The following is a 22088-nucleotide window of genomic DNA, read 5'->3' on the forward strand; positions in this document are numbered from 1 at the left end:
ACGCGAAATTATTCTTATCCAACACGCAGTTTGTGCGTCGCGCGTCCGCAAAGGCACGGGTGCAACGAGTCCGAAACGAGAACATGTGACTCGTCGCGCATTCTTCATCACGCCCGCGGCGGCTCGGCGTGGCTGATGACGCGCTTCACGCTCGGGAACGCGCGCCGCAACGCACGCTCGATCGCGTCGACATGCTCGTGCACCTTGATCACGCTCATCGACGGTGTTGCGCGGCAGTGGAAGTTGACGATCTCGCCGGCGTCGGTGTTGCGGACCCGCACATTGTGGATGTCGTGGATCTCGCTGCCGGCGGCATATTCCGTCAGCGCGGCGGCGATGGTCCGCACCCGGTCCGGCGTGGCATCGACCCCGAACGGAAGTTCCGGTTCCAGCGGCTCGATGTGAACGTCGACCTCGACGTCCTCGCCGAACTCCTCCTGGATGTTGCGCTCCAGCGTGTTGGCGATGTCGTGCGCGGCCTCGAGCTGCATGTTGGCATCGACCTCGAGGTCGATGCTGACGATCAGCTTGACGCCGAGATCGTGCACCGTGACGTGGTGGACGGCGAGGGCGGAATTGCGCGCGATCACCATGATGCGGTCGCGCACGGTCTCGTTGTCGCGCGCGACGGGCACTGCGGCGAAGGTAAGGTCGGCATCGCCGAAAGCCTTGGCGACGGCGGCCTGCGCGTTGCGCTTGATGTCCTCGACCCGGTCGATCGGATAGGTCCGCGGCACCTTCGCGATAGTGTCGATGAACGTGGTCGCTCCGACCATGCGCACGCGCAAGCGTTCGACGTCGATCACGCCGGGCACGCTGCGGATCGCCGCTTTGGCCTTCTCCTGCGCGCCTTCGGGAGCGCGATCGACCAGCGTCTGCACGGTCGAGCCGGCCATGCGCAGGCCGAGCGCTGCGATCATCACGGCAACCGCTGCGGCCGCCGCGGTGTCGCCCCACCAGAAGCCGAGCCCAGCCAGGATCAGGCCCACGATCACGGCGCAGGAGCCCATCACGTCCGAGGCGAAATGCAGCGCGTCGGCCGCCAAGGCCTGGCTTCTGGTCTCCCGCGCGGCACGGTGCAGGGCGCGGGCGCGCCAGAGATTGACGGCGATATCGATCACCAGCACCACGAACGGCACGGCAGAGATGGTCGGCGGCGGGGTTCCCTCGCGCAGCCGGCTATAGGCCTCAACCAGGATGCCCCCGGCCAGCACGTAGAGCAGGGCGGTGACGCCGAGCGCGGAGATGCTTTCCAGCTTGCCGTGGCCGTAATGGTGCTCCTCGTCGGCGGGCTTGTCGGACACCCGCACCACCGCCCAGGTGATGATGGTCGCAACCAGGTCGATCAGGGAATGCAGGGCTTCCGAGATCAGCGCCAGCGAGCCGATCGCGATCCCGACCGCGAACTTGGCCGCCGCCATGCCGCCGCTGGCGAAGATCGAGATGGCCGCGACCGAGGTTTTGTCATGCTGGGAGGTCATGGGCGGGGATTTAGCAGCCCCGTGTGGGACATCAAGCGATGATCCACAGGATGTAGTCGCTAGTGAGTTGCAGGAGCGGTCTACGCCTTGCTCCGGCCCCGTAGGGTGGGCAAAGGCGCGTTAGCGCCGTGCCCACCATTCGTCCGCGATGGATGCAGATCGTGGGCACGCTTCGCTTTGCCCACCCTACCGGGCCGCTGCCGGCGCCCTACGGCACCGTCACCACGATCTTCCCCAGATGCTTGTTCGCTTCCATGTGCTCGAACGCCTTGTCGATGTCGTCGAACGCGAACACCTTGTCGATCGGCAGTTGCAGCTTGCGCGATTCCACCGCGCCCCAGATGTCCCTGCGGACCTCGGCAAAGATCTCGCGGACCTCCTCGATGGTACGGGTACGGAAGGTGACGCCGACATAGTCGATGCGGCGGGCCGCGTGCAGGTCGAAATTGAAGTCAGCATGGGTGCCGCCGAGGCGGCCGACATTGACGATGCGGCCCTTGATCTTCGTCGCGGCGAGGTTCTGGTTGGCGACCTTGCCCGAGACCTGGTCGACGACGAGGTCGACGCCTTCGCCGTTCGTCGCCTTCAGCGCCTCGTCGACCCATTTCGGATCGGAGCTGTCGACGGCGAGGTCGGCGCCATACTCCTTCAGCCGGCCGCGGCGATACGCGTCGGTGGACGAGCCGATCACCAGCTTCGCGCCCTTGAGCCGGGCGATCTGCATTGCCATCAGCCCGACGCCGGAGCTCGCACCCTGGACCAGCACGCTCTGGCCAGCCTGCACCCCGCCGATCGTGACGACGGCGTTGTGCATGGTCGCGAGCGCGACGGGGAGGGTGGCGGCCTCCTCGAAATTCATGTTCGAGGGCGCGTGAAACAGCCGGCCGTGATCGGCCAGCGTATATTCGGCGAACGCCGCGCCGCCCGATCCCATGATGCGGTCGCCGATCTTCACGCCCTTCGCATCGGGCCCGAGCTCGGCGACCTCACCGGCCCATTCCATGCCCAGCACGGTGCCGACGCCGCCGGCCGCGCCATGGGCGTGGCCCTTGCGCATGCCGGTGTCGGCGCGGTTGAGGCCGCAGGCGCGAACGCGGACGAGCACCTGCGTGCCTTTGGGCTTTGGTTGAGCGACGTCGGAAATCCTCGCGCCTTCAGGGCCGTAGACGTAGGCTTTCATGCAATACTCTCACGTCTTGCAGTGATTATTCCGCCGCTTCGCGTTGTGACTGAACGATCATCCCCTCGAGCCGGCTGCGAATGATCGCCTCCGCCTCGCGCACGATGCGGGAGACGAGCTCGGCACAGCTCGGGATGTCCTGGATCAGGCCCTGCACCTGGCCGGCCGACCAGATGCCTTCGTCGGAATTGCCGGTGGCATAGACCATCTTGCCGCGGGCACCGGCGACGAGCTCGCGGATGTCCTCGAACTTGGCGCCTTCCTTCTCCATCGCGACGACCTTGGTCGAGACCGCGTTCTTGGCCACGCGCGAGGTGTTGCGCATGGTGCGGAAGATCAGCTCGGTCTCGCGCTCGTCATTGGCGACGATCTTCTCCTTGATGAGCTGATGGATCGGGCTCTCCTTGGTGGCCATGAAACGGGTGCCCATGTTGATGCCCTCGGCTCCCAGCGCCAGCGCCGCGACCAGGCCGCGGCCATCGGCAAAGCCGCCCGAGGCGATCATCGGAATCTTGATCTTGTCGGCGGCGGCCGGGATCAGGATCAGGCCGGGCGTGTCGTCCTCGCCGGGATGGCCGGCGCATTCGAAGCCGTCGATCGAGATGGCGTCGACGCCCATCCGCTCGGCCGAGAGCGCGTGGCGGACGCTGGTGCATTTGTGCACGACCTTGACGCCGTGCTTTTTGAACTCGTCGACATGCTCCTGCGGCTTGTTGCCGGCGGTCTCGACCACCTTGATGCCGCTCTCGATGATCGCGGCGCGGTACTCGGCATAGGGCGGCGGCTTGATCGCCGGCAGGATGGTGAGGTTGACGCCGAACGGCTTGTCCGTGAGGTCGCGGCAGCGCGCGATCTCCTTGGTCAGGTCCTCCGGCGTCGGCTGGGTCAGCGCGGTGATGAAGCCGAGCGCGCCGGCATTGGCGACGGCTGCGACCAGCTCGGCGCGTCCGACCCATTGCATGCCGCCCTGAACGATCGGGTGCTGGACGCCGACGAGCTTGGTGAACCGTGTCTGCAACATGATCTGTTTCCCCGCGCCCCGCGTGGCGCTTTGTTCTCGGTTGATGGCGGCAGGATGCCGCTGGGGGTGGGAAAAGTCTATTGCGCCGCCCGGCGGGGCGACCATGCGGAAGGCGAGGAGATTCCGCGGGGCGGATAATTGGGGTGCGCTGCTGCCTGATGAGGGCAAGCTCTTTCCTCAAACTCCGCCGTCATACCCCGCGAAAGCGGGGTATCCAGTACGCCGCGACCTCTCGGCTCTACCCGCGCAGTCTCTGGAATACTGGATTGCCCGCCTCCGCGGGCAATGACACCGAGTATGGGGCGAAGAGCTACTTCGCCGACAACCGCACCATCTGCCGCCCGCCGTTGATTTCCTTGAGGCTGTTGACGAAGTTTTCCGGGCGCTGCCAGCGATGGGGGACCTTCAATCCCATGAACTCCGCGATGTCGCCGATGAAGCCGGTACAGTTTATGGTCTCGGCATTCCAGACCGGCGAGCTGGCCTGCAACTCCTTGATGTAGGCGAACACGCGCTTGGCGTCGGCTTCGTTGAGATAGACCCGATAGCTCGCGGTCAGATATTCCGGATCGAGATCGCCATAGCTGGCGCCGGTCTCGGATGGCACAAAGGTGATGTGACCGAGCACGTAAGCGAGCGTATCGCCGGCCGGTGTCAGGCCCGCAACCTCGACGGCCTTCTCACTGGTCTTGCCGTACCAGACGAACGCATGGCCCCAGCTCGCAGCCGTGCGGGCGCGGAAGTCGACGTAATAGGGGCCTTTCTCCGCACGCGCGACGGAGCGCCGCGTCGATTGCGGCTGTGGCCGCGAGGCAGTGTCGGTCGTAGCAAGCGCGTTCGCATCGGCAACGCGCCTGTCGGTCTGCTTGTCGGTCTCATGGGCCGAGGCCGAGGGCGTCGTGCATGAGAGCATAGCTGCAAGAGCGAAGCCCGCGAGGATGCAGGATCCCGATCGACCAGCTTTGTTCGTCACGCTATTCCCCCTCGACCATCGAGCGCAAATGTCTGACGCGTATTTCGCTGCGCGTCAGTAGCGCGCGGCGACCGGGCCCGGCGCCTTGCCGATCGGGGCCTTTCCAATCGGGCTCTTGCCGATCGGCATCTTGCCGATTGGCGCCTGCTCGCCCGGATAGGCTGGCACCGGCTGCCGGCGCGGCAGATCTGCAGCGTTTGCAGCCGTCGCAAAAGCAAGCGTGGCACCCAGAGCAAATACAATCTTCTTCACAGCGATACCCCTAGAAGGTTTGGTCCAAACACGGTCATGCCGTGCCCCCAGACACGCCTCCCAAAAGGGCGGCCGAATGCGTCCAAGTTGCGGCGCGCACGGGACATGTTGGCGGCATTGCTCGGGCGCGCGAAGATGTGATGTGTCTGGATGTTTCGGAGCGCGACCGACCCTTGGTGCCGACAGGGGCCCGCTGGGCTTGCCGGGAGCGCGCAGCACCGGGATTCCGTCGACGCCAGGCGCTGCGGGAAGATGCGAGGTGGCGCCCACGTCCCTGTGCCGGCCCGCTTGCACCCAGGCCAGCCGCCAGCGCTAGGACGAAGCAACGTGCCCTGGGGCTATCGCTTCCCGAGCAAGTTCGACCGAATCCTATCGGCGAACCAGACCACGAAGATCGCGGCGAACGAGAGAGCGAAGTACAGCACGGTCCACAGCAGTGCGTTGCCGGCATTCGACATGTGCGTCCTCCCTTGCATCAGAAATCAATCTTTTGCCGGGGAGGGTAGCCTTGGCCGCGACGGCGGGTTTGCGCCAGATCAATTTTGCTGCTCTGCGGCGGCGAAAAAGTCTACAGCCGAAACTCGTTGGTGAGCTCGCCGATGCCGTCGATCGCGACGGTCACCGTGTTGACGGGCTCCTTCATCACGCCGACGCCGACCGAGGTGCCGACCGCGATGAGGTCGCCGGGCGAGAGGGTCATGTCGTGGGAGATCCTGCTCACCAGCTCCTGCGCGCTGAAGATCATGTCCGAGATCGGGTAGTTCTGCCGCTCCGCGCCGTTGAGGATGGTGCGAACCGTGAGTTTTGCTGGATCGAGACCGGTCGCGATCACAGGGCCGAACGGACCGTAATCGTCGATGCCCTTGGCGCGGGCCCATTGGGCGAAGGTGGGGTCGCGCGTCAGGATGTCGTTGGCGGTAATGTCGTTGACGCAGGTGTAGCCGAAGATGTAGCCGTCGGCCTCATCTGGCGAGACACGGGCGCAGGTCCTGCTGATGACAATGCCGAGCTCGCCCTCATAGGTGGTCTTGCCGTCGTAATAAGAGGGGCGGCGGATCACGGCGCCGGGTGCGGCGATGCTGGTGGTGGCCTTGAGCAGGTACAGCGGCTCCGGCGGTTCAGGCTGGTTCAGCTTGGCCGCGAGCGCGTGGAAATTATTCCAGAGCGCGACGATCTTGCTGGGCACGCAGGGCGCAAGCAGCTCGACCTCCGAGAGCGCCAAAATCTTGCCCGTTGCGGCGTTGCGACCGAACATGTCGCCCTCGTGCACGGTGATGCCGGAGGACGTCAGCGTGCCGAAGCCCGTCGTCCCGGCATGGCGGAAGCGCAGCCATTTGGTCACGCTCGTCATCACGCCACCGCCAGTGCGCGCGGATCAGCCGGTGTCGAGACGCCGTCATAGAGGCCGGCGATGCGGGCGCGCTGCGTCACCATGGCCAGCACCGAATCGAGCGCGGGCGTGGCGATGCCGGTGAGCCGGCCCATCTCCTGCACCACGGTGACGAGCGGATCGATCTCCATCGGGCGGCCGCGCTCGAGATCCTGCAGCATCGAGGTCTTGTGCGCGCCAACCTTGCGCGCCCCCTCGATGCGGCGCTCGACGTCGACGCGGAACTTGACGCCGAAGGTCTCGGCGATGGCTTGCGTCTCCACCATGATCGCGCGCGACAGCGCGCGCGTGGCGGGATCGGTGCAGATCACGTCGAGCGTGGCGTGGGTCAGCGCGCTGATCGGGTTGAAGCAGACATTGCCCCAAAGCTTCAACCAGATCTCGTCGCGGATGCGGTCGAGCACGGGAGCCTTCAGGCCGGCGGCGGCGAAGAGATCGGCGAGGCGCTGCACGTCGGAGGTGATCTCGCCCGAGGGCTCGCCGAGCGGAAAGTTGTTGCCGTAGACGTGGCGGATCACGCCGGGCGCCTCGATCTCGGTGGCGGGATAGACGATGCAGCCGATGGCGCGCTCGGCCCCCAGCTCACCCCACTGCCGGCCGCCGGGATCGATGCTCTCCAGCGTCGAGTTCTCGTATTGGCCGCCGTGCTTGTAGAAGTACCAATAGGGAATGCCGTTGACGGCGGTGACGATGCGGGTGTGAGGCCCGAGCAGCGGCTGCATCTTTTCGATTACGCCGGTGATCGAATGGGCCTTCAGCGTGATGATGATGAAGTCCTGCACGCCGAGCTCGGTGGGGTCATCGGTGCAGCGCGGATGAACGGTGTGCTTTTCCTCGCCCGCGAGCAGCGTCAGGCCGCGCTCGCGCATGGCGGCAAGGTGCGCGCCGCGTGCGATCAGGCTGACGTCGGCGCCCGCGCGCGCGAGCTGAACCCCGAGATATCCGCCGATCGCGCCGGCGCCGTAGATGCAGATCTTCATGAAATCCTCGCGAGCAGAGACGGATTTTGGGACGAAAGATCCGGTCCGGCTCGGAAGGATCCGAGCCGGGGCCGGCAGTCGCAGGGGGAAGTTTTGCCGCTCTAAAGCGCGATGCGCTTTAGTCTATTGTTTGAGCATGATCTTGTCGGAAAACCGCTGCGCGCTTTTCCGGATCATGCTTTAAGCCGCCGCTTGCGGCGTGCCGTTGAGCGCCTCGTCCATCGCCGCGGCGATGTCGCGCATGCTGATGACGGAGACGAGGCTGTAATCGTCGATCACGGGCAGATGGCGGATATGATGACGGTTCATCAGATGCCGGACGTGCTCGATCGTGTCGGTGGAGGTGCAGGACACCAGCTGCTGCACCGAGACCAGCTGGGAGACTTTGACGTTGACGGCGCCCGCGCCGTGCTCGGCGACGGCGCGCACCACGTCGCGCTCGGTGAACATGCCGACCGCGGTGTTGCCCTCGGAGCGGACCACATCCTTGACCACCAGCGCGCTGATATTGTTGGCGCGCATCAGCTTGGCCGCGATCCCCACCGTTTCGTTCATACGCACCGTGACAACGCGCGGCGTCTTCTTGCGCAGAATGTCTCCGACCAGCATTGCAACCTCCCTGGGTGAGTGGTGAGGAAGTGTGGTATACATAATGCCAATCGTCAAGCGCTGGATTTGGCGGATCCGAAAAATCTTGCGACAGGCGTACTGACATTATCGCCGTGCCCCAAAAAGAAAGGGGCGCATCGCTGCGCCCCTTCGCAAGCCGGCAAGGTTCAGCAGCTCACGCCGTCTCGGTCTTGGCAGTGCCGGTCGCTTTGTCCGTGCGCTCGGCTTCCTGGCCGTGGATGAAGGCGCGGCGCAGCGGCTTGATCACGAGCAGCGCCATCAGCGCCGCCATGGCATTCAGTGCCACCGCCAGCACGAACACGGCCTTCCAGCCATAGGCGGTCGAGATCACGCTCGCGAGCGGGACGAGCAGGGAAGCCGTGCCCTTCGCAGTGTAGAGCATGCCGTTGTTGGTGGTTGCGAACTTCGCACCGAAGGTATCGCCGCAGGTTGCGGGGAACAGCGAATAGATCTCGCCGAACACGCCGAAATACACCGCGGTCGCCAGCACGAAGACGACAGGCACCCGGCCATAGGCCGAGAGCGTCAGCAGCATCAAGGCGGCGGTGCCGAAGGCGATGAACATGGTGGGCTCGCGGCCGATCGTGTCGGAGACCCAGCCGAAGAAGGGTCGCCCGAATCCGTCGAAGATGCGGTCGAGCGAGATCGCGAAGGTCAGCGCCGCCATCTGGAAGCCGGCGAGCGTCACCGGCGTGTTGGCAATCCCGAAGTCGCGTGCGATCGGGGCGATCTGCGCCGCAGTGATCAGCCCGCCGGAAGCGACCATGACGAAGACGAGATACATCGCCCAGAAAACAGGGCTGCGCAGCACTTGCGGCGGGGTGAAATCGATCCTGGTCTGCGGCAGGTTGATCTGCTTCTTCTTCGGCGGAATGGAGAGGCGCGGCGGCTGGATGAAGAAGGCGAGCACGAACACGACGAGGCCCTGGGCGATGCCGAAGGTGAGGAAGGCGTGCTGATAGCCGCTCGAGGCGATCATGCTCGCGATCGGCACGATGGTGATCGCGGCCCCTGCGCCGAAGCCGGCAGCGGTCGCGCCCGCCGCGAGGCCGCGGCGGTCGGGAAACCATTTCAGCGCGTTGCCGACGCAGGTGCCGTACACGGCACCCGCGCCCATGCCGCCGACGATCGCCGCCGCATAGAGCAGGGTGAGGCTGTCAGCGGAGGCGTTGAGGATCCAGGACAGTGCGATCATCACGCCGCCGAACATGATGACGATGCGCGGGCCGTATTTGTCGACGAACCAGGCCTCGACCGGCACCAGCCAGGTCTCGGTGACGACGAAGATGGTGAAGGCGAGCTGGATCGCGGTGCGCCCCCAGTGGTGGGCGGCATCGATCGGATCGACGAACAGCGTCCAGCCATATTGCAGATTGGCGATCATCGCCATGCAGACGATGCCCATGCCGAGCTGGAGCCAGCGGAAACCGGTGCGAAGCGGCGCGGCGGTGACGGCGCCGTCCGGGCTGGAAATCATCGAGAACCTCCCAGCGCCTGATTGTCCGTGACACAGGATCGCAAGACGACCTGGTGTCGCGAGTATTGTGGCTTATCGTCGCAGGCGCGACGCGGAGATTGGTATACGATATTCCACATTGCAAGCCCTAACTTGTCACTTCTTGGTGGCTCCGCTCGCGCCCCGGCGAGGCGATGCGACGATCGCCAAAGAAAAACGCCCGGCCGTGAGGCCGGGCGTCGTGCTTGCTGAATTGTATCGCCGGTCAGATCGTCGATTTCGCGACCACGACCTTGCGCCAGGGCTTGAGCACCGCGATCGCCAGCACCGAAGCCAGGATGTTGGCGCCGGCCGCGATGATGAACACGCTGTCCCAGGTCCCCGATGTCTGCTGCATGTAGTTGGCGATCGGCACCAGCAGCGCGGCGGTGCCCTTCGCGGTGTAGAGCAGGCCGGCATTGGTGGTCGCGAACTTGGTGCCGAACGTGTCGGTGCAGGTCGAGGGGAATAGCGAGTAGATCTCACCCCAGGCGAAGAACACGAAGCCCGAGAGCAGCACGAACCAGACCGGATCGTGGCCCCAGAGGTAGAGCATCCAGATGCCGAACCCTTCCATGCCGAAGGCGATGAACATCGTGTTCTCGCGGCCGATCATGTCGGAGATCCAGCCGAAGAACGGACGCGTCAGGCCGTTGAGCACGCGGTCGATCGTGGCCGCGAAGGTCACCGCCGTCATCGTCACCGCCATCAGCGTCACAGGGACGCTGTCGACCTTCCAGTCAACCGCGATCGGCTTCAGGTTCGCGGTGACCATCAGTCCACCCGCGCCGACGATCACGAACATGAAGTACATCAGCCAGAAGATCGGCTGGCGCAGCACTTCGGTCGGCTGATAGTTGCGCCGGGTCTGGATGATATTAGCATTCGCCACCACGTGCGGCACCTGGCCCGCTTTCGGCGCGAGCAGGAAGAAGGCGAGGAGGCAGATGATGATGCCTTGCCCGAGGCCGAAATAGAGGAAGGTGGTCTGGAATCCGCTGTCCTTGATCATGGCCTGGATCGGCGCCACGGTCAGCGCGGAGCCTGCCCCGAAGCCGGCCGCCGTGATGCCGGCCGCAAGACCGCGCTTGTCCGGAAACCATTTCAGCGCGTTGCCGACGCAGGTGCCGTACACGCCGCCGGCGCCGATGCCTGCGATGATCATGCCGAGATAGTAGCCGTTCAGCGAGGTCGCCTGCGCGTTGATCGCCCAGCCGATAGCGCAGAGCACGCCGCCGACCAGCACCACGATGCGCGGGCCGTATTTGTCGACGAACCATCCTTCAACCGGCACCAGCCAGGTCTCGAACAACACGAAGAGCGTGAAGGCCCATTGGATCGAGGCACGATCCCAGCCGAACGTCTTCTGGATGTCGGGGACGAAGAACGTCCAGCCATATTGGTAGTTGGCGATCATCACCATCGCCGCCACACCGATCGCCAATTGCGCCCAGCGATAGGCATCGCTTACGCGCGCGGCACTCGGGGCCGCTGCTGCCGACTGCACCATGTCCGTCATCAAAAACCCTCCCAAACGCGCCCATCATTTTTATGCATGCGCTGGCGCGCACTCTGGTATGCAATATGCCAAGATTCAAGCGAGGACGGGAGGGTGCGGCGAAATAGCGCGGGCTTGTTCACATGCGCTATGAGCGCGGAAATGTAAAGCCCGATCGCGTCGGCGTGATGGCGGCGATTGCAGTTGATTAAAGCTAAGAGGCTGTTTTTACAGCGCTTTATCTCGGATCGGCGACGTCGCGGGGCGTTGTTGAAAGCCTATGCACTTGGCGTTCTTGCAGGCCTGCATTGGTCGCGTGCGCCGAGGCGCCGTCGGCGGGGGACGGCGCAATCTCTGGAATTCTATATTCCAGAAGACTGGAGTGCGGCAATTTGGCGTCGGTACCGATGCGGATTGCGCAGATCCCGCCTCACGCCATCGACGTGCGCAGCCGGCTGTAGCCTTCCTGGATCGCGGACCAGAACAGGGCGACCAAGCCGAGCGCCATGATGGTGCTGACGAGGCCGTTGGAGAAGAACACTCCGAGCGATCCTTGCGAGCCCAGCAGCGATTGTCGGAAGGCTTCCTCGGCCTTGTCGCCGAGCACGATGGCGAGCACCAGCGGCGCGAGCGGGTAATTGCACTTCTTCAGGAGATAGCCGATCACGCCGAACACCAACATCAGCATCACGTCGAAGGTGCTGTTGTGCACCGAATAGGCGCCGATCGCGCAGAGCACCAGGATCAACGGCGCGATGATGCCGAAGGGTACGCGCAGGATCGCGGCGAAGATCGGCACGCAGGTGAGTACGACGATGAGCCCGACGAGATTGCCGAGATACATCGAGGCGATCAGGCCCCAGACGAATTCCTTCTGCTCGACGAACAGCATCGGGCCAGGCTGCAGGCCCCAGATCAAGAGGCCGCCGAGCAGCACGGCGGCGGTCGGCGAGCCCGGCACGCCGAGCGACAGCATCGGCAGCAGCGCCGCGGTGCCGGCGGCGTGTGCGGCCGTCTCCGGCGCGATCACGCCCTCGATCTCGCCCTTGCCGAAATTGTTGCCGCGTCGCGCCAGCCGCTTGGCGATGCCGTAGCTCATGAAGGAAGCAGGCGTCGCGCCGGCCGGGGTGACGCCCATCCAGCAGCCGATCAGGCAGGACCGCAGCGATGTCATCCAATAGGCGGGCAACTCGCGCCAGGTCTGGAGCACGACACGAAGGTTGATGCTGGCTTTGCCGCCGCGGAAGGCGAGCCCTTCCTCCATGGTCAGCAGGATCTCGCCGATGCCGAACAGGCCGATCACGGCGATCAGGAAGTCGAAGCCGTTGAGCAGTTCGGTGATGCCGAAGGTCAGCCGCAATTGTCCGGTGATCGAGTCCAGTCCGACGGCCGCGAGCGCAAAGCCGATCATCATTGCGGCGATGGTCTTGAACGGCGGCTCCTTGCTGAGGCCGACGAAGGAGCAGAAGGCGAGGAAATACACCGCGAACTTCTCCGCCGGCCCAAATCGAAGCGCAAAGCCCGCGACGAGCGGCGCAACCAGCGTGATCATGACGACGGCAAACAGCGCGCCGACGAAGGAGGAGGTAAAGGCCGCCGTCAGGGCCTCGCCGGGCTTGCCCTGCTGGGCCATCGGATAGCCGTCGAAGGTGGTCGCCACCGACCATGGCTCGCCAGGGATGTTGAACAGGATCGAGGTGATGGCTCCCCCGAACAATGCGCCCCAATAGATGCAGGACAGCATGATGATGGCCGATGTCGGCGGCATGCTGAAGGTCAGCGGCAGCAGGATCGCGACGCCGTTGGCGCCCCCGAGCCCCGGCAGCACGCCGATGAGGACGCCGAGCGTGATGCCGATCACCATCAGCATGATGTTGTAGGGCTGCAGGGCGACCGCGAAGCCGTGAAACAGATTGGCCAACTCTTCCATGTCAAAACGTCCTGCAGCAGCAATTGAATGGGTGGATGGGTCTCACAGGCCGAGCCATTCCTCGAGCGGCCCCTTGGGCAGAGGGACGAGGAACCAGCGCTCGAAAACGAGGTAAGTCACGACCGGCATGCCGACCGCCACCGCTGCGACGGTCAGCCAGCGATAGCCGCCGAGCCAGCGCATGAACCAGGCGATGAAGAGCATCGAGCCGACGTAAAGGCCGATGAACGGCATTGTGCCGACGTAGATGGCGGTCGGCACCACGACGCTCATGACCTGGCGCAGCTGCCCCCATTCGGCGAACAACCGTCCGTCGTCGTCGCGCTGCGCGTTCCAGACGTTGATCGCACTCGCCGCGACGATGGCCGCGCCGATATAGAACGGGAAAAATCCGGCGCGCGGCCCCTCCGGGCCCCAATTGATGCCGGCCTTGAGGCTGCCGAAGATCACGATGAGGCCGAACACGCCGATCAGCAGCCCCATGCCGATTTCCAGCGTCTTGTGGGCGGGGCCGGATTCGGCTCGGGATCGTTCAGTCATGAGGCCTCCAGGCGGAAATGCAGTCTTTCGCAGTCGCTGCCGGCGCGAGGACGCGCAGCATCCTCGGCCGTCATCGATGCCAGGCTCAATTCGATGCGAGGAAGCCGGCTTCCTTCATCAGGCTTTCGTGCCGCTTCTCCTCCGCCTCGATCCACTTGGCGTAATCGGCGCCGGTCAGGAAGGTCGTGTTGAAGGCGCCGCTCTTCATGAACTCCTGCCATTCCGGCGTGGCGCGCACCTTCTTGAACAGCTCGACGTAATATTCGACCTGGTCCTTCGTGGCCTTGGGCGACATGAAGATACCGCGCAGCATGAGATATTCCATCGCAAGGCCCTGCGACTTGCAGGTCGGAATGTCCTTCCAGGCCTTGCCGTCGGCGATCGGCTCGTCATAGGCCATCGGCTGGGCGTCGAACACGCAGAGCGGACGGAGCTTGCCGCCGCGCCATTGCGCGACCGCCTCGATCGGGTTGTTGACGGTCGAATCGACGTGGTTGCCGACCAGCTGCACCGCGACTTCGCCGCCGCCCTTGTAGGGAATGTAGGTGAACTTGGCGTCGATGGCCTTCTCGATCCCGACCGTGATGATCTGGTCTTCCTGCTTGGACCCGGTGCCGCCCATCTTGAACGTGCCGCTTGGTGCCTTCTTCGCGGCCTCGACATAGTCTTTCACGGAGCTGTACGGCTTCTCGGCATTCACCCAGAGCACGAACTCGTCGAGCGCCAGCATCGCGACCGGAGTCAAATCCTTCCAGTTGAAGGGGATGCCCGTCGCCAGCGGCGTCGTGAACAGGTTCGACAGCGTGATGATGATCTTGTGCGGATTGTTCGCCGACGTCTTCACATCGAGGAAGCCTTCACCGCCTGCGCCGCCGGCCTTGTTGATGACGACCAGCGGCTGCTTCATCAGATTGTGCTTGGTGACGATGCCCTGGATGGTGCGCGCCATCTGGTCGGCGCCGCCGCCTGTGCCCGCGGGCACGATGAACTCGACCGGACGGACCGGCTCCCAGGCGGCACGGCTAGCGGTGCTGCTCGCGCACGACATCACCATTGCCGCCAACGCGACATTCAGAACGAATGGCTTCATCTTGTTCACTCCCTGTCGAACCCTCAACGCAGCCGCTCTTTGTCGGCTTGCGTTAGCCCATCCCGAGTCACATGCCCCGGGATTACCCTTGCGGTCTAGCACCCATGGCAGTCCCGATAGAAACTGTATGAGCAGGGATAACGCGCGGCATCCGCATCTTTCGGCTAAGGCTTCGCCAAGGGCGCGGCAAAACTTGCCACTCGGCCTTCCGTCCTGCGTTACGCTTCCCCGTCCTTACACTTTTGAATCGTGCAACCATTCTTGTTTGAATGGATGGTATGCGAAATGCCAGTAGACAAACAACCGGAATCGTCGGTTGGCCTCGGCGGACTAATCGTCGCAGTTCCGCTCGCCTGCGAGGGAGGGCGCTGCCAAACAGAAATGGCCCCGACAAGCGGGGCCATTTGGTCAAACAACGTGTTTTTGGCTTCTGTGCCGTCGCCCGTTCGGTGCGGGAGCGAAGGCCTTCTTACAGGCCGAAACGCGGCAAGTCCCCGTTGCGATTGGAGATTTCGGCGCTCGCCAGCAGCAAGCCGTCGATCGCGGCCATCAGGCGGGCGAACAGCGAGGAGGAGGGCGCAAGAGCGACGGAAGCGGTCTTGGACATCGGAAATCCCTTTCTTGAGAACAGTCAGTCTTGCTGTCTCATTTCTCGGAACAATCTATGTATGCCAGATGCCAGCGTCCATGTTCTTGTTTGCATAGCAGCATTCTTTCTTCCGCATTGCGGCATAGGCGGCGAACCCTGGGCGGGCCGAGCGCCTTGACAGGGTCAGGTCGAAAAGAGAATGTAATGTTATAACATTACATAGTGAGATGCCGTGTCTCGTTGTCCTCGGCCCATCCCCCTCAAGAGGCTGTTCGATCTCCATGCCCAAACTCCCCGTCACCGTCTTGTCCGGCTTCCTCGGGGCTGGAAAGACCACTTTGCTGAATCACGTCCTGAACAATCGGCACGGCTTGAAAGTGGCGGTAATCGTGAACGACATGAGCGAGGTGAACATCGATGCGGACCTGGTCCGCGATGGTGGTGCCAACCTCTCGCGGACTGATGAGAAACTGGTGGAGATGACCAACGGTTGCATCTGCTGCACCCTGCGCGACGATCTCCTGAGGGAAGTACGTGCGCTCGCCGAAAGCGGGCGCTTCGATTATCTGCTGATCGAATCGACGGGCATTTCGGAGCCGCTCCCGGTCGCAGCGACGTTCGATTTCCGCTCGGAAGAGGGCGAAAGCCTCTCCGATATCGCCCACCTGGACACGATGGTGACGGTGGTCGACGCCGCCAACCTGCTGAAGGACTATTCCTCGACCGAGTTCCTCGGCGAGCGCGGCGAGGCGCTGGACGGCGACAAGCGGACGCTGGTCGATCTCCTCGTGGAGCAGATCGAGTTCGCCGACGTGATCGTCCTCAACAAGGTGGACGATGCCTCGCCGCAACAGCGCGAGGCGGCACGGCAGATCATCCGCTCGTTGAATCCCGAAGCCGACATCATCGAAGCCAATCACAGCCGCGTGCCGTTCGACCGCGTGCTCAACACCGGCCGGTTCGACTTCGAGAAGGCCCAGCAGCATCCGCTCTGGTACAAGGAGCTCTATGGTTTCGCCCACCACGTGCCTGAAACGCAGGAATATGGCGTGAAGAACTTCGTCTACCGCGCCCGCCGGCCGTTCGATCCGGCGAAGTTCGACAAGTTCGTCAAGGCATCCTGGCCAGGCGTGATCCGGGCGAAGGGTCATTTCTGGCTGGCGACGAGGCCGCAATGGCTCGGCGAGATCAGCCAGGCGGGAGCGATCGTGAGGACCGAAGCGCTGGGGTTCTGGTGGGCGAGCGTTCCAAAGGAGCGGTGGCCGAACGATGAGGCCTGGCGCAAGCGGCTCGGCCAGTATTGGGATAAGCTGTACGGCGATCGTCGCCAGGAGATCGTGTTCATCGGCACCGGCATGGACGAGGCCGAGATCCGTGGCAGGCTGGACGCATGCCTTGTCCCTGATACGTCCACCATGGACATCGCCGCATGGTCCGCTCTCGCCGATCCGTTTCCGGCCTGGCGTCGAGGCGATCAGTCCAACTGATCGACGTGCCTGCCAGGCACGCGGCGTGAGGTTCGAGCTCGACCATCTCGGACCAGGTCTTGCAAGGGGACGGCAAAGCCGTTAGTGCTCTGCCCCCTTTCCAAGCATCATTCAGAGTGGTTCATGTCGAGCGCCTCGCCCGCCGTCTCGATCGGCATCGATTTTGGCACGAGCAACACGGTCGTTGCGCTGGCGGCGGACGACCGCCGGGTCGAAGCCATTCGCTTCGACCATGGCGGGCAGCGTCACAGCGTCTACGTGTCGGCGCTGTGCTTCTGGGAGGACCGGCCGGGCGCCGGTGCCCAGGCCGAGGGCGGGCCATGGGCGATCGAGCAGTTCCTCGAAGGACGCCACGTCTACCGCTTCCTGCAATCGTTCAAGACCTTCGCAGCGAGCTCGAGCTTCAACACCACGCAAGTCTTCCGGCAGCGCTACAAATTCGAGGACATCCTGGCGGCATTCCTGCGCACGCTGGCGCGCCACGGCGGGGACAAGTTCGGCTTCGAGGCGGCGAACATCACCGTCGGCCGCCCGGTGCGCTTTGCCGGCGGCAATCCCGACGAGGCGCTGGCGATGCAGCGCTACCGCGCCGCGTTCGAGCGCTTGGGCGCCGGCCACGCGCGCTATGTCTATGAGCCCGTCGGCGCGGCGTTCTCCTTCGCGCGCAGGCTGGAGCGCGATGCCACCGTGCTGGTGGCCGATTTCGGCGGCGGCACCAGCGATTTCTCCGTGATGCGTTTCTCGCGTACGGGCGGCGTTCTTCGCGCCGAGCCGCTCGGCCATGCCGGCATCGGCGTTGCCGGCGACACCTTCGACTATCGCATCGTCGACCACATCGTCTCGCCGCGGCTCGGCAAGGGCTCCAGCTTCCGCTCGTTCGACAAGGTGCTGCCGGTCCCGACCGGGCACTACACGAACCTGGCGCGCTGGCATCAGCTCGCGATGATGAAGAGCAACGGCGATCTGCGCGAGCTCCGCGAGCTCGCGCGCACCGCGCTGAAGCCCGAGCTGCTCGAGGACTTCATCACTATCGTCGATCTCGACCTCGGCTTTGCGCTTTACCGCGCGGTGTCCGACGCCAAGGTGGCGCTCTCGGCGCAGGACGAGGTGGACTTCCGCTTTAGGGGCGGCGGCGTCGACATCGGCGCGGCCATCACGCGGAAGAAATTCGAAGCCTGGATTGCCGACGACATCGCCCGGTTAGGTGCCACCGTCGACAAGGTGCTGGCCGAGGCCCGCATCGCCTCGCGCGAGGTGGAGAAGGTGTTTCTGACCGGCGGCACCTCGTTTGTGCCTGCGGTCCGAAAATTGTTCGCCGACCGCTTCGGCAACGAGCGCCTGATGTCCGGCGACCAGTTCGAGTCGATCGCCTATGGCCTGGCGCTGATCGGGCACAGTCCGGATCCCGAGCGCTGGACGGCAGGCGGTGCACCTGCCGCGAAGGCATAGCAGGCGGCGTTCGGCGTCTGTGCGGCGACGCTGTTCGATCGCTATTTCTGCTGAATTCGGTTCAGGTAGTCGATCACGGCGAGAATCCGAGTCCGCACGACGACCTCCGGGTTCTGCTGCGGCCCTGCCTTTTGCCAGTAATAGGAATCCACGGCGTGAGGCAGGTTGACGATGGGGTTGAACCGCTCGCCCCAGATCGGCATTTCACGGGTGCCGTGCGCCGGGACCGATTTCGACCCATACAGGGTTTCGTAGACGGCGTTGGTGGGAAACACCCCGTTGTTGTTCTTGGTCAGCACGGTCAAGTCGGAAGGCCGGGTCTTGAGCTGGCTGCCGACGGGTCCGTTGCCCCTCGCGTCAGTGCCATGACAGCTCGCGCACGAAGACTGAAATTCCGCCTTGCCGATATCGACGTCTTCGCCCTTGGCGGCGGTGGCGAAACCGGCGGCAAGACCGGCAATGATCAACCATTCGACAGCAGATCGCATCATTTCGCCTCCGACGCGCGCAGGGAAGACGTCTGCTCCTAGCCGCTTCGCCGTCTTGACGGCTTGATGCATATCAAGACTGCACACCAGTGCCGCCGCGTGGGCAAAGGCGCGCTCCGCCGTGCGCGCCATCTGGCAAGTGCCGTTGGGTGGGCAAAGGCGCGCTCTTCGCGCGCCGTGCCCACCATCTTTGCGAGGTTGAGAGACCGTTGGTGGTGGGCACGCTTCCGCCTTCGCTCGTCGAGCTACGGCGGACAAGTCGCTTGGCCCACCCTACCATACTGACCGCTATTCATTGATCTCCGGCTCGACGAGCCTGGCCAGATTACGCAGCGATTCCTGCCAGCCGAGATAGCACGCCTCCGGTGGAATGACGTCGGGGATACCGGCCTGCGTGATGTCGATCTCGGTGCCGACCGAGACTTTCTTCAGGATCACGGTCACCTGGATTTCGCCGGGCAGGTTGGGGTCGTCGAATCTGTCGGTGTAGCGGAGACGTTCGCCCGGCACGAGCTCGAGATATTCGCCGCCGAACGAATGGCTGTTGCCCGTCGTGAAGTTCCGGAACGACATCTTGAACGTGCCGCCGACCTTGGGCTCGAAATGTTGCACGGTGCAGGTAAAGCCGTTCGGCGGAAGCCATTTCGCCATCGCGTCGGCTTCCAGGAAGGCGCGATAGACTTTCTCCGGGCTGGTGGCGAGAACGCGGTGCAGGCGGACGGTATTGGGCATGGTTGTTATCCTCAGTGTTGATGGGCCCGAGCTGGCCTCTATGGCCCATTCATGTCACGAGGACGACCGGGACGTCGCTGATCCGACAGGACTTTGCGGATTTTTTGTCGCGGGTGCCGGGACCGCGAACCCTCATATGCGAGAACCCTGCCTGCGCAGGGACCGCAGAGCGCAGAAGCTCTCTCCTGGTTTAACCGCGCACGTGAGGAACACGGAGCGTATCGGCTTGTTGTTGGCAGTCAGAACAGGAGACAGGTCAGATGATCAAGAAGCTCATGCTGGGCGCAGTGATCGCCTCGATGATGGGATCCACCGCAATGGCGCAACCCAGTCAGCAACAGGGAGGCGCGCAATCCGGGGTGGGCGGAACAAGCGACACCACGAAGAACAATGACAAAACCAAAGGCGGCATGACGACCGGGACCTCGTCGACCGGCACCACGGACGGCTCGGGCAGCAGCACCCCTGGCGGACAATCCTCCAAGAAGAGCTCGACGCCCAAATGAGTTCAGGAGGCGCTCATTGTCGGTCTACGACCAAACGATGGGCGCAAACTTCAAGCCGCGGCAAGGAAGTTCTTTGCGGAGCAGCGGCGCGCTCTTTGATCGGCTCGGCCTAGGCCCCAACGTCATTCGGTGTCATTGTGAACGCCAATCTGTAACGACCTGGCGTCGGACCATCCTGCGCGCCCGCTCTTTGAAGCGATGGCGGCGAGAGCTGTCCGGCGATGACAGCGTCAACCGCATCGATATCGTAACCTGACACCAGAATGATCCAATCGGCGGCACCGTCATTGCCGCGGATTTGCTGTTCAGTGGTGGGCGAACTCGTCTTGGGCGTATCGGTCAGGAGGAGGTGGGCGCCCGTCAGTCCCGGCTTCGAGGCAAGGGCACCGAGCGTATCGAGAAGGCGCGCCTGCAGCTCGGCGGAACGTCCAGAGAGCGGCGACAGCCTGATGGTGGCGAGCGCGCCTGCGATGCCGCCGCCAAAGCTCGCGGCGATCCGGCACTGGCTGCGCACCATGCCGAGATGATGTGGCATCATCTTTGTCGACCACGGTGTCGGCGCATTGAGCCGGTCGAGATATCCCTTCGACGTAAGGACGTCGTAGTGCTCGAGCTCGTAGAGCACGAAGAAGCCCTCGGCGTCCGTCGTGCTGGTCCACCGTGACCCGCGCCGGAAGCCGGGAATGCTCAGCCGCTCGGGAAAGTGCTCGTGCGAATGCCAGTCGCCGAACTCGCTGCGCTGCTCCGGGCGGACGCTCCACCACATCGCGACGGCGGCCTTGCCGAGCAGTGACATGCTGACCTCCCTGCCTTGCGCGGGGCTATCGCATTTGAAAGCTTCTCCTTGCGGCCATCCTTCGAGATGCCCGCTTTAGGCGGGCTCTCAGGATGAGGGCTGAGTGCGCGCAGGCCGCCACTAGTCATATGCGATAGCCCTGACTTTCTTGCGGACACTTTGCCTCAACACCAACAGCGGCGGCAAGGTGTCTCCGCCTGGCAAGCCGCAGCCACGACACGATCGGAGGCGATCATGGTGCGTGGTGGACGCGAGCCAGCCGAGCGCCGGACTGCGCGTCCGATCACATCGGCTCGCCGACATCGCGGCGATAATGCCTCGGCGAAGTTCCGAAGCGGCGGCGGAAACAGCGGTTGAAGTAGGACACCTCGTTGAATCCGCAGGCATAGGCGATATCGCTGATCTTCGATCGGTTGTAGCGGGAATCGAGCAGCATCTTCCGTGCCTTCTGCAACCGCAGCTCGGTGACACGTTCGGTAAAGCTCGATCCGGTCTCCTGCAGCAGTTCCTGGACGTAACGCGGCGAAAGCCCTAACTTGCGTGCAAGTTCGCTCGGCGAAAACGACGGATCAGCGAAACGCCCCCTGATATCTGCGATCACGTCCTGCAGCCGCGCGGCACGCAACCCGCGCCGCGTCGCAAGCTCGGCTGAATCGCCGCGGGCGCCGAGGGCCAGCGCGACCAGATCGATGAGATGCGTGCCGATGTTCTCCTTCAGCACGAGGTCGGCATCGATGTCGGAGTCGATGACGATGGCGAGATAGCGCTCCAGGTGACGCAAGGCCGGCGATGCAGCCAACGGCGTCAAGGCAAGGTCCTCGAAATTCGGCAGCCGCTCGGCCAGCAGCGCGCGCGGCACCGTGATGCCGCGAAAGGCGATCGGCCCATCAAGTTGCGACGCGATCGGCGCGGCGTTGGTATAGAGCATCGCCTCCCCCGCGCCGCGAATGGCTTCGCGGCCTTCCTGCCTGATCAGCGTACTCACACCGTTGAACGTGGTGCCGATGATGTAGTCGCCGCGGGTATCGGCTTCGACGTGACGCTGGGTACGAACTGCCGTCTGAATATTAGCCTCAAGCTGGGTGACCGCGATATCGCCGAGTTTCAGGAATTCGGACCGCGAGTAAAACGGCGCATCGGGAAAGAACGAAATGTCCGCCGCGCACAAATGGTCGGTGAACAGGTCGAGCCACAGCCGCTGGCGCGCACCTTCGTCAAGATGCGCGGGAAGCTGATCCGAAGCGAATACGACCTTGGACATCGTTGCACGGCAAAGTTCAGGTGTAACTTGATACCGCCGCAGAGTTTATCGCGGCGCAAGCGCTACGTGTGCGGTAAAGCGCCGCATTCTCTGCGAGAACCAATTGGCTGCGCGCGCCAGTCTAAGTCGAGCGCGTCGCTGTCAAACTTCGTCATGCTTTGAACGGGCGAATGTATCCACCGAGCAACATGGATTCCGAAAAGGGCAGACGATGCGGAATCGTTCAACTCGGGTGCAGGCCAGGACAAGAAGCCGATGGCCATGACGTGTCAGTAACTTAGCCATCAAACGACGGCGGCAAGGGCGTGGTGCGCTACGCC

At 63.8% G+C, this 22088-nt stretch carries 21 protein-coding genes; 3 read left to right on the forward strand and 18 right to left on the reverse strand.

What is annotated here, in order from left to right; translation table 11 throughout:
• Positions 1–107: 107 nt before the first annotated feature.
• From N2605_RS11410 to N2605_RS11475, 14 genes are all read right to left on the reverse strand, one after another.
• On the reverse strand, positions 108–1481 hold the full coding sequence (locus N2605_RS11410; protein ID WP_128262575.1) for a cation-efflux pump: 1374 nt from the start codon (positions 1479–1481) through the stop codon (positions 108–110).
• A gap of 208 nt (positions 1482–1689) precedes the next feature.
• On the reverse strand, positions 1690–2661 hold the full coding sequence (locus N2605_RS11415) for a zinc-binding dehydrogenase (RefSeq protein ID WP_260346584.1): 972 nt from the start codon (positions 2659–2661) through the stop codon (positions 1690–1692).
• Between the two features lie 25 nt (positions 2662–2686).
• A complete protein-coding gene (locus N2605_RS11420; protein WP_225111760.1) occupies positions 2687–3682 on the reverse strand; it encodes an NAD(P)H-dependent flavin oxidoreductase in 996 nt (331 codons plus the stop codon).
• 310 nt (positions 3683–3992) lie between these two features.
• A complete protein-coding gene (locus tag N2605_RS11425) occupies positions 3993–4655 on the reverse strand; it encodes a hypothetical protein (RefSeq protein ID WP_225139464.1) in 663 nt (220 codons plus the stop codon).
• 54 nt (positions 4656–4709) lie between these two features.
• Entirely contained in the window at positions 4710–4907 is a 198-nt protein-coding gene (locus N2605_RS11430; RefSeq protein ID WP_198399686.1) for a hypothetical protein, read from the reverse strand.
• Positions 4908–5475: 568 nt separating this feature from the next.
• Positions 5476–6258 (reverse strand): fumarylacetoacetate hydrolase family protein, encoded by a 783-nt coding sequence (locus N2605_RS11435; protein ID WP_225139463.1) that lies wholly within the window; start codon positions 6256–6258, stop codon positions 5476–5478.
• Positions 6258–7277 (reverse strand): 2-dehydropantoate 2-reductase, encoded by a 1020-nt coding sequence (locus N2605_RS11440; RefSeq protein ID WP_225111762.1) that lies wholly within the window; start codon positions 7275–7277, stop codon positions 6258–6260. Before N2605_RS11440 ends, N2605_RS11435 begins: the two co-directional genes overlap by 1 nt.
• 180 nt (positions 7278–7457) lie before the next feature.
• On the reverse strand, positions 7458–7886 hold the full coding sequence (locus N2605_RS11445; protein ID WP_036005729.1) for a CBS domain-containing protein: 429 nt from the start codon (positions 7884–7886) through the stop codon (positions 7458–7460).
• A gap of 175 nt (positions 7887–8061) precedes the next feature.
• The gene (gene oxlT / locus N2605_RS11450) at positions 8062–9384 is read right to left on the reverse strand and encodes an oxalate/formate MFS antiporter (RefSeq protein ID WP_225111763.1); all 1323 of its coding nucleotides are present in this window, start codon (positions 9382–9384) and stop codon (positions 8062–8064) included.
• A 244-nt stretch (positions 9385–9628) separates the two neighbouring features.
• Positions 9629–10921: an oxalate/formate MFS antiporter gene (gene oxlT / locus N2605_RS11455; protein WP_036005723.1), complete on the reverse strand. Its 1293-nt coding sequence runs from the start codon at positions 10919–10921 to the stop codon at positions 9629–9631.
• A gap of 409 nt (positions 10922–11330) precedes the next feature.
• On the reverse strand, positions 11331–12830 hold the full coding sequence (locus N2605_RS11460; protein WP_036005721.1) for a tripartite tricarboxylate transporter permease: 1500 nt from the start codon (positions 12828–12830) through the stop codon (positions 11331–11333).
• A gap of 42 nt (positions 12831–12872) precedes the next feature.
• Positions 12873–13370 carry a tripartite tricarboxylate transporter TctB family protein gene (locus tag N2605_RS11465; protein WP_036005718.1) on the reverse strand — a complete coding sequence of 166 codons (498 nt, stop codon included), beginning with the start codon at positions 13368–13370 and terminating at the stop codon, positions 12873–12875.
• A gap of 85 nt (positions 13371–13455) precedes the next feature.
• Positions 13456–14460, reverse strand: coding sequence for a Bug family tripartite tricarboxylate transporter substrate binding protein (locus tag N2605_RS11470; protein ID WP_036023325.1), 1005 nt, complete (start codon positions 14458–14460; stop codon positions 13456–13458).
• A gap of 469 nt (positions 14461–14929) precedes the next feature.
• Positions 14930–15067: a hypothetical protein gene (locus N2605_RS11475; protein ID WP_167361641.1), complete on the reverse strand. Its 138-nt coding sequence runs from the start codon at positions 15065–15067 to the stop codon at positions 14930–14932.
• A 263-nt stretch (positions 15068–15330) separates the two neighbouring features.
• Between N2605_RS11475 and zigA the strand changes: the two genes are divergently transcribed.
• Together zigA and N2605_RS11485 are read left to right on the forward strand one after the other, a co-directional pair.
• Positions 15331–16536 (forward strand): zinc metallochaperone GTPase ZigA, encoded by a 1206-nt coding sequence (gene zigA / locus N2605_RS11480; protein ID WP_225133499.1) that lies wholly within the window; start codon positions 15331–15333, stop codon positions 16534–16536.
• A gap of 123 nt (positions 16537–16659) precedes the next feature.
• Entirely contained in the window at positions 16660–17985 is a 1326-nt protein-coding gene (locus N2605_RS11485) for an Hsp70 family protein (protein WP_225111765.1), read from the forward strand.
• Between the two features lie 41 nt (positions 17986–18026).
• Here the strand turns inward: N2605_RS11485 and N2605_RS11490 are convergent, their stop codons facing one another.
• Together N2605_RS11490 and N2605_RS11495 are read right to left on the reverse strand one after the other, a co-directional pair.
• A complete protein-coding gene (locus N2605_RS11490) occupies positions 18027–18605 on the reverse strand; it encodes a c-type cytochrome (RefSeq protein WP_225111766.1) in 579 nt (192 codons plus the stop codon).
• Between the two features lie 156 nt (positions 18606–18761).
• On the reverse strand, positions 18762–19205 hold the full coding sequence (locus tag N2605_RS11495; RefSeq protein WP_225111767.1) for an SRPBCC family protein: 444 nt from the start codon (positions 19203–19205) through the stop codon (positions 18762–18764).
• Between the two features lie 260 nt (positions 19206–19465).
• Between N2605_RS11495 and N2605_RS11500 the strand changes: the two genes are divergently transcribed.
• A complete protein-coding gene (locus N2605_RS11500; protein WP_036005707.1) occupies positions 19466–19711 on the forward strand; it encodes a hypothetical protein in 246 nt (81 codons plus the stop codon).
• 109 nt (positions 19712–19820) lie between these two features.
• Here N2605_RS11500 and N2605_RS11505 read toward each other — a convergent pair whose 3' ends face one another.
• Complete coding sequence (locus N2605_RS11505; RefSeq protein WP_225145974.1) at positions 19821–20507, reverse strand: hypothetical protein; 687 nt, start codon at positions 20505–20507, stop codon at positions 19821–19823.
• A 283-nt stretch (positions 20508–20790) separates the two neighbouring features.
• Positions 20791–21768, reverse strand: coding sequence for an AraC family transcriptional regulator (locus N2605_RS11510; protein ID WP_109144350.1), 978 nt, complete (start codon positions 21766–21768; stop codon positions 20791–20793).
• Between the last annotated feature and the right edge of the window lie 320 nt (positions 21769–22088).

The sequence above is a fragment of the Bradyrhizobium yuanmingense genome (assembly GCF_025200905.1).
In the GTDB taxonomy this organism is placed as follows: Bacteria; Pseudomonadota; Alphaproteobacteria; order Rhizobiales; family Xanthobacteraceae; genus Bradyrhizobium; species Bradyrhizobium yuanmingense.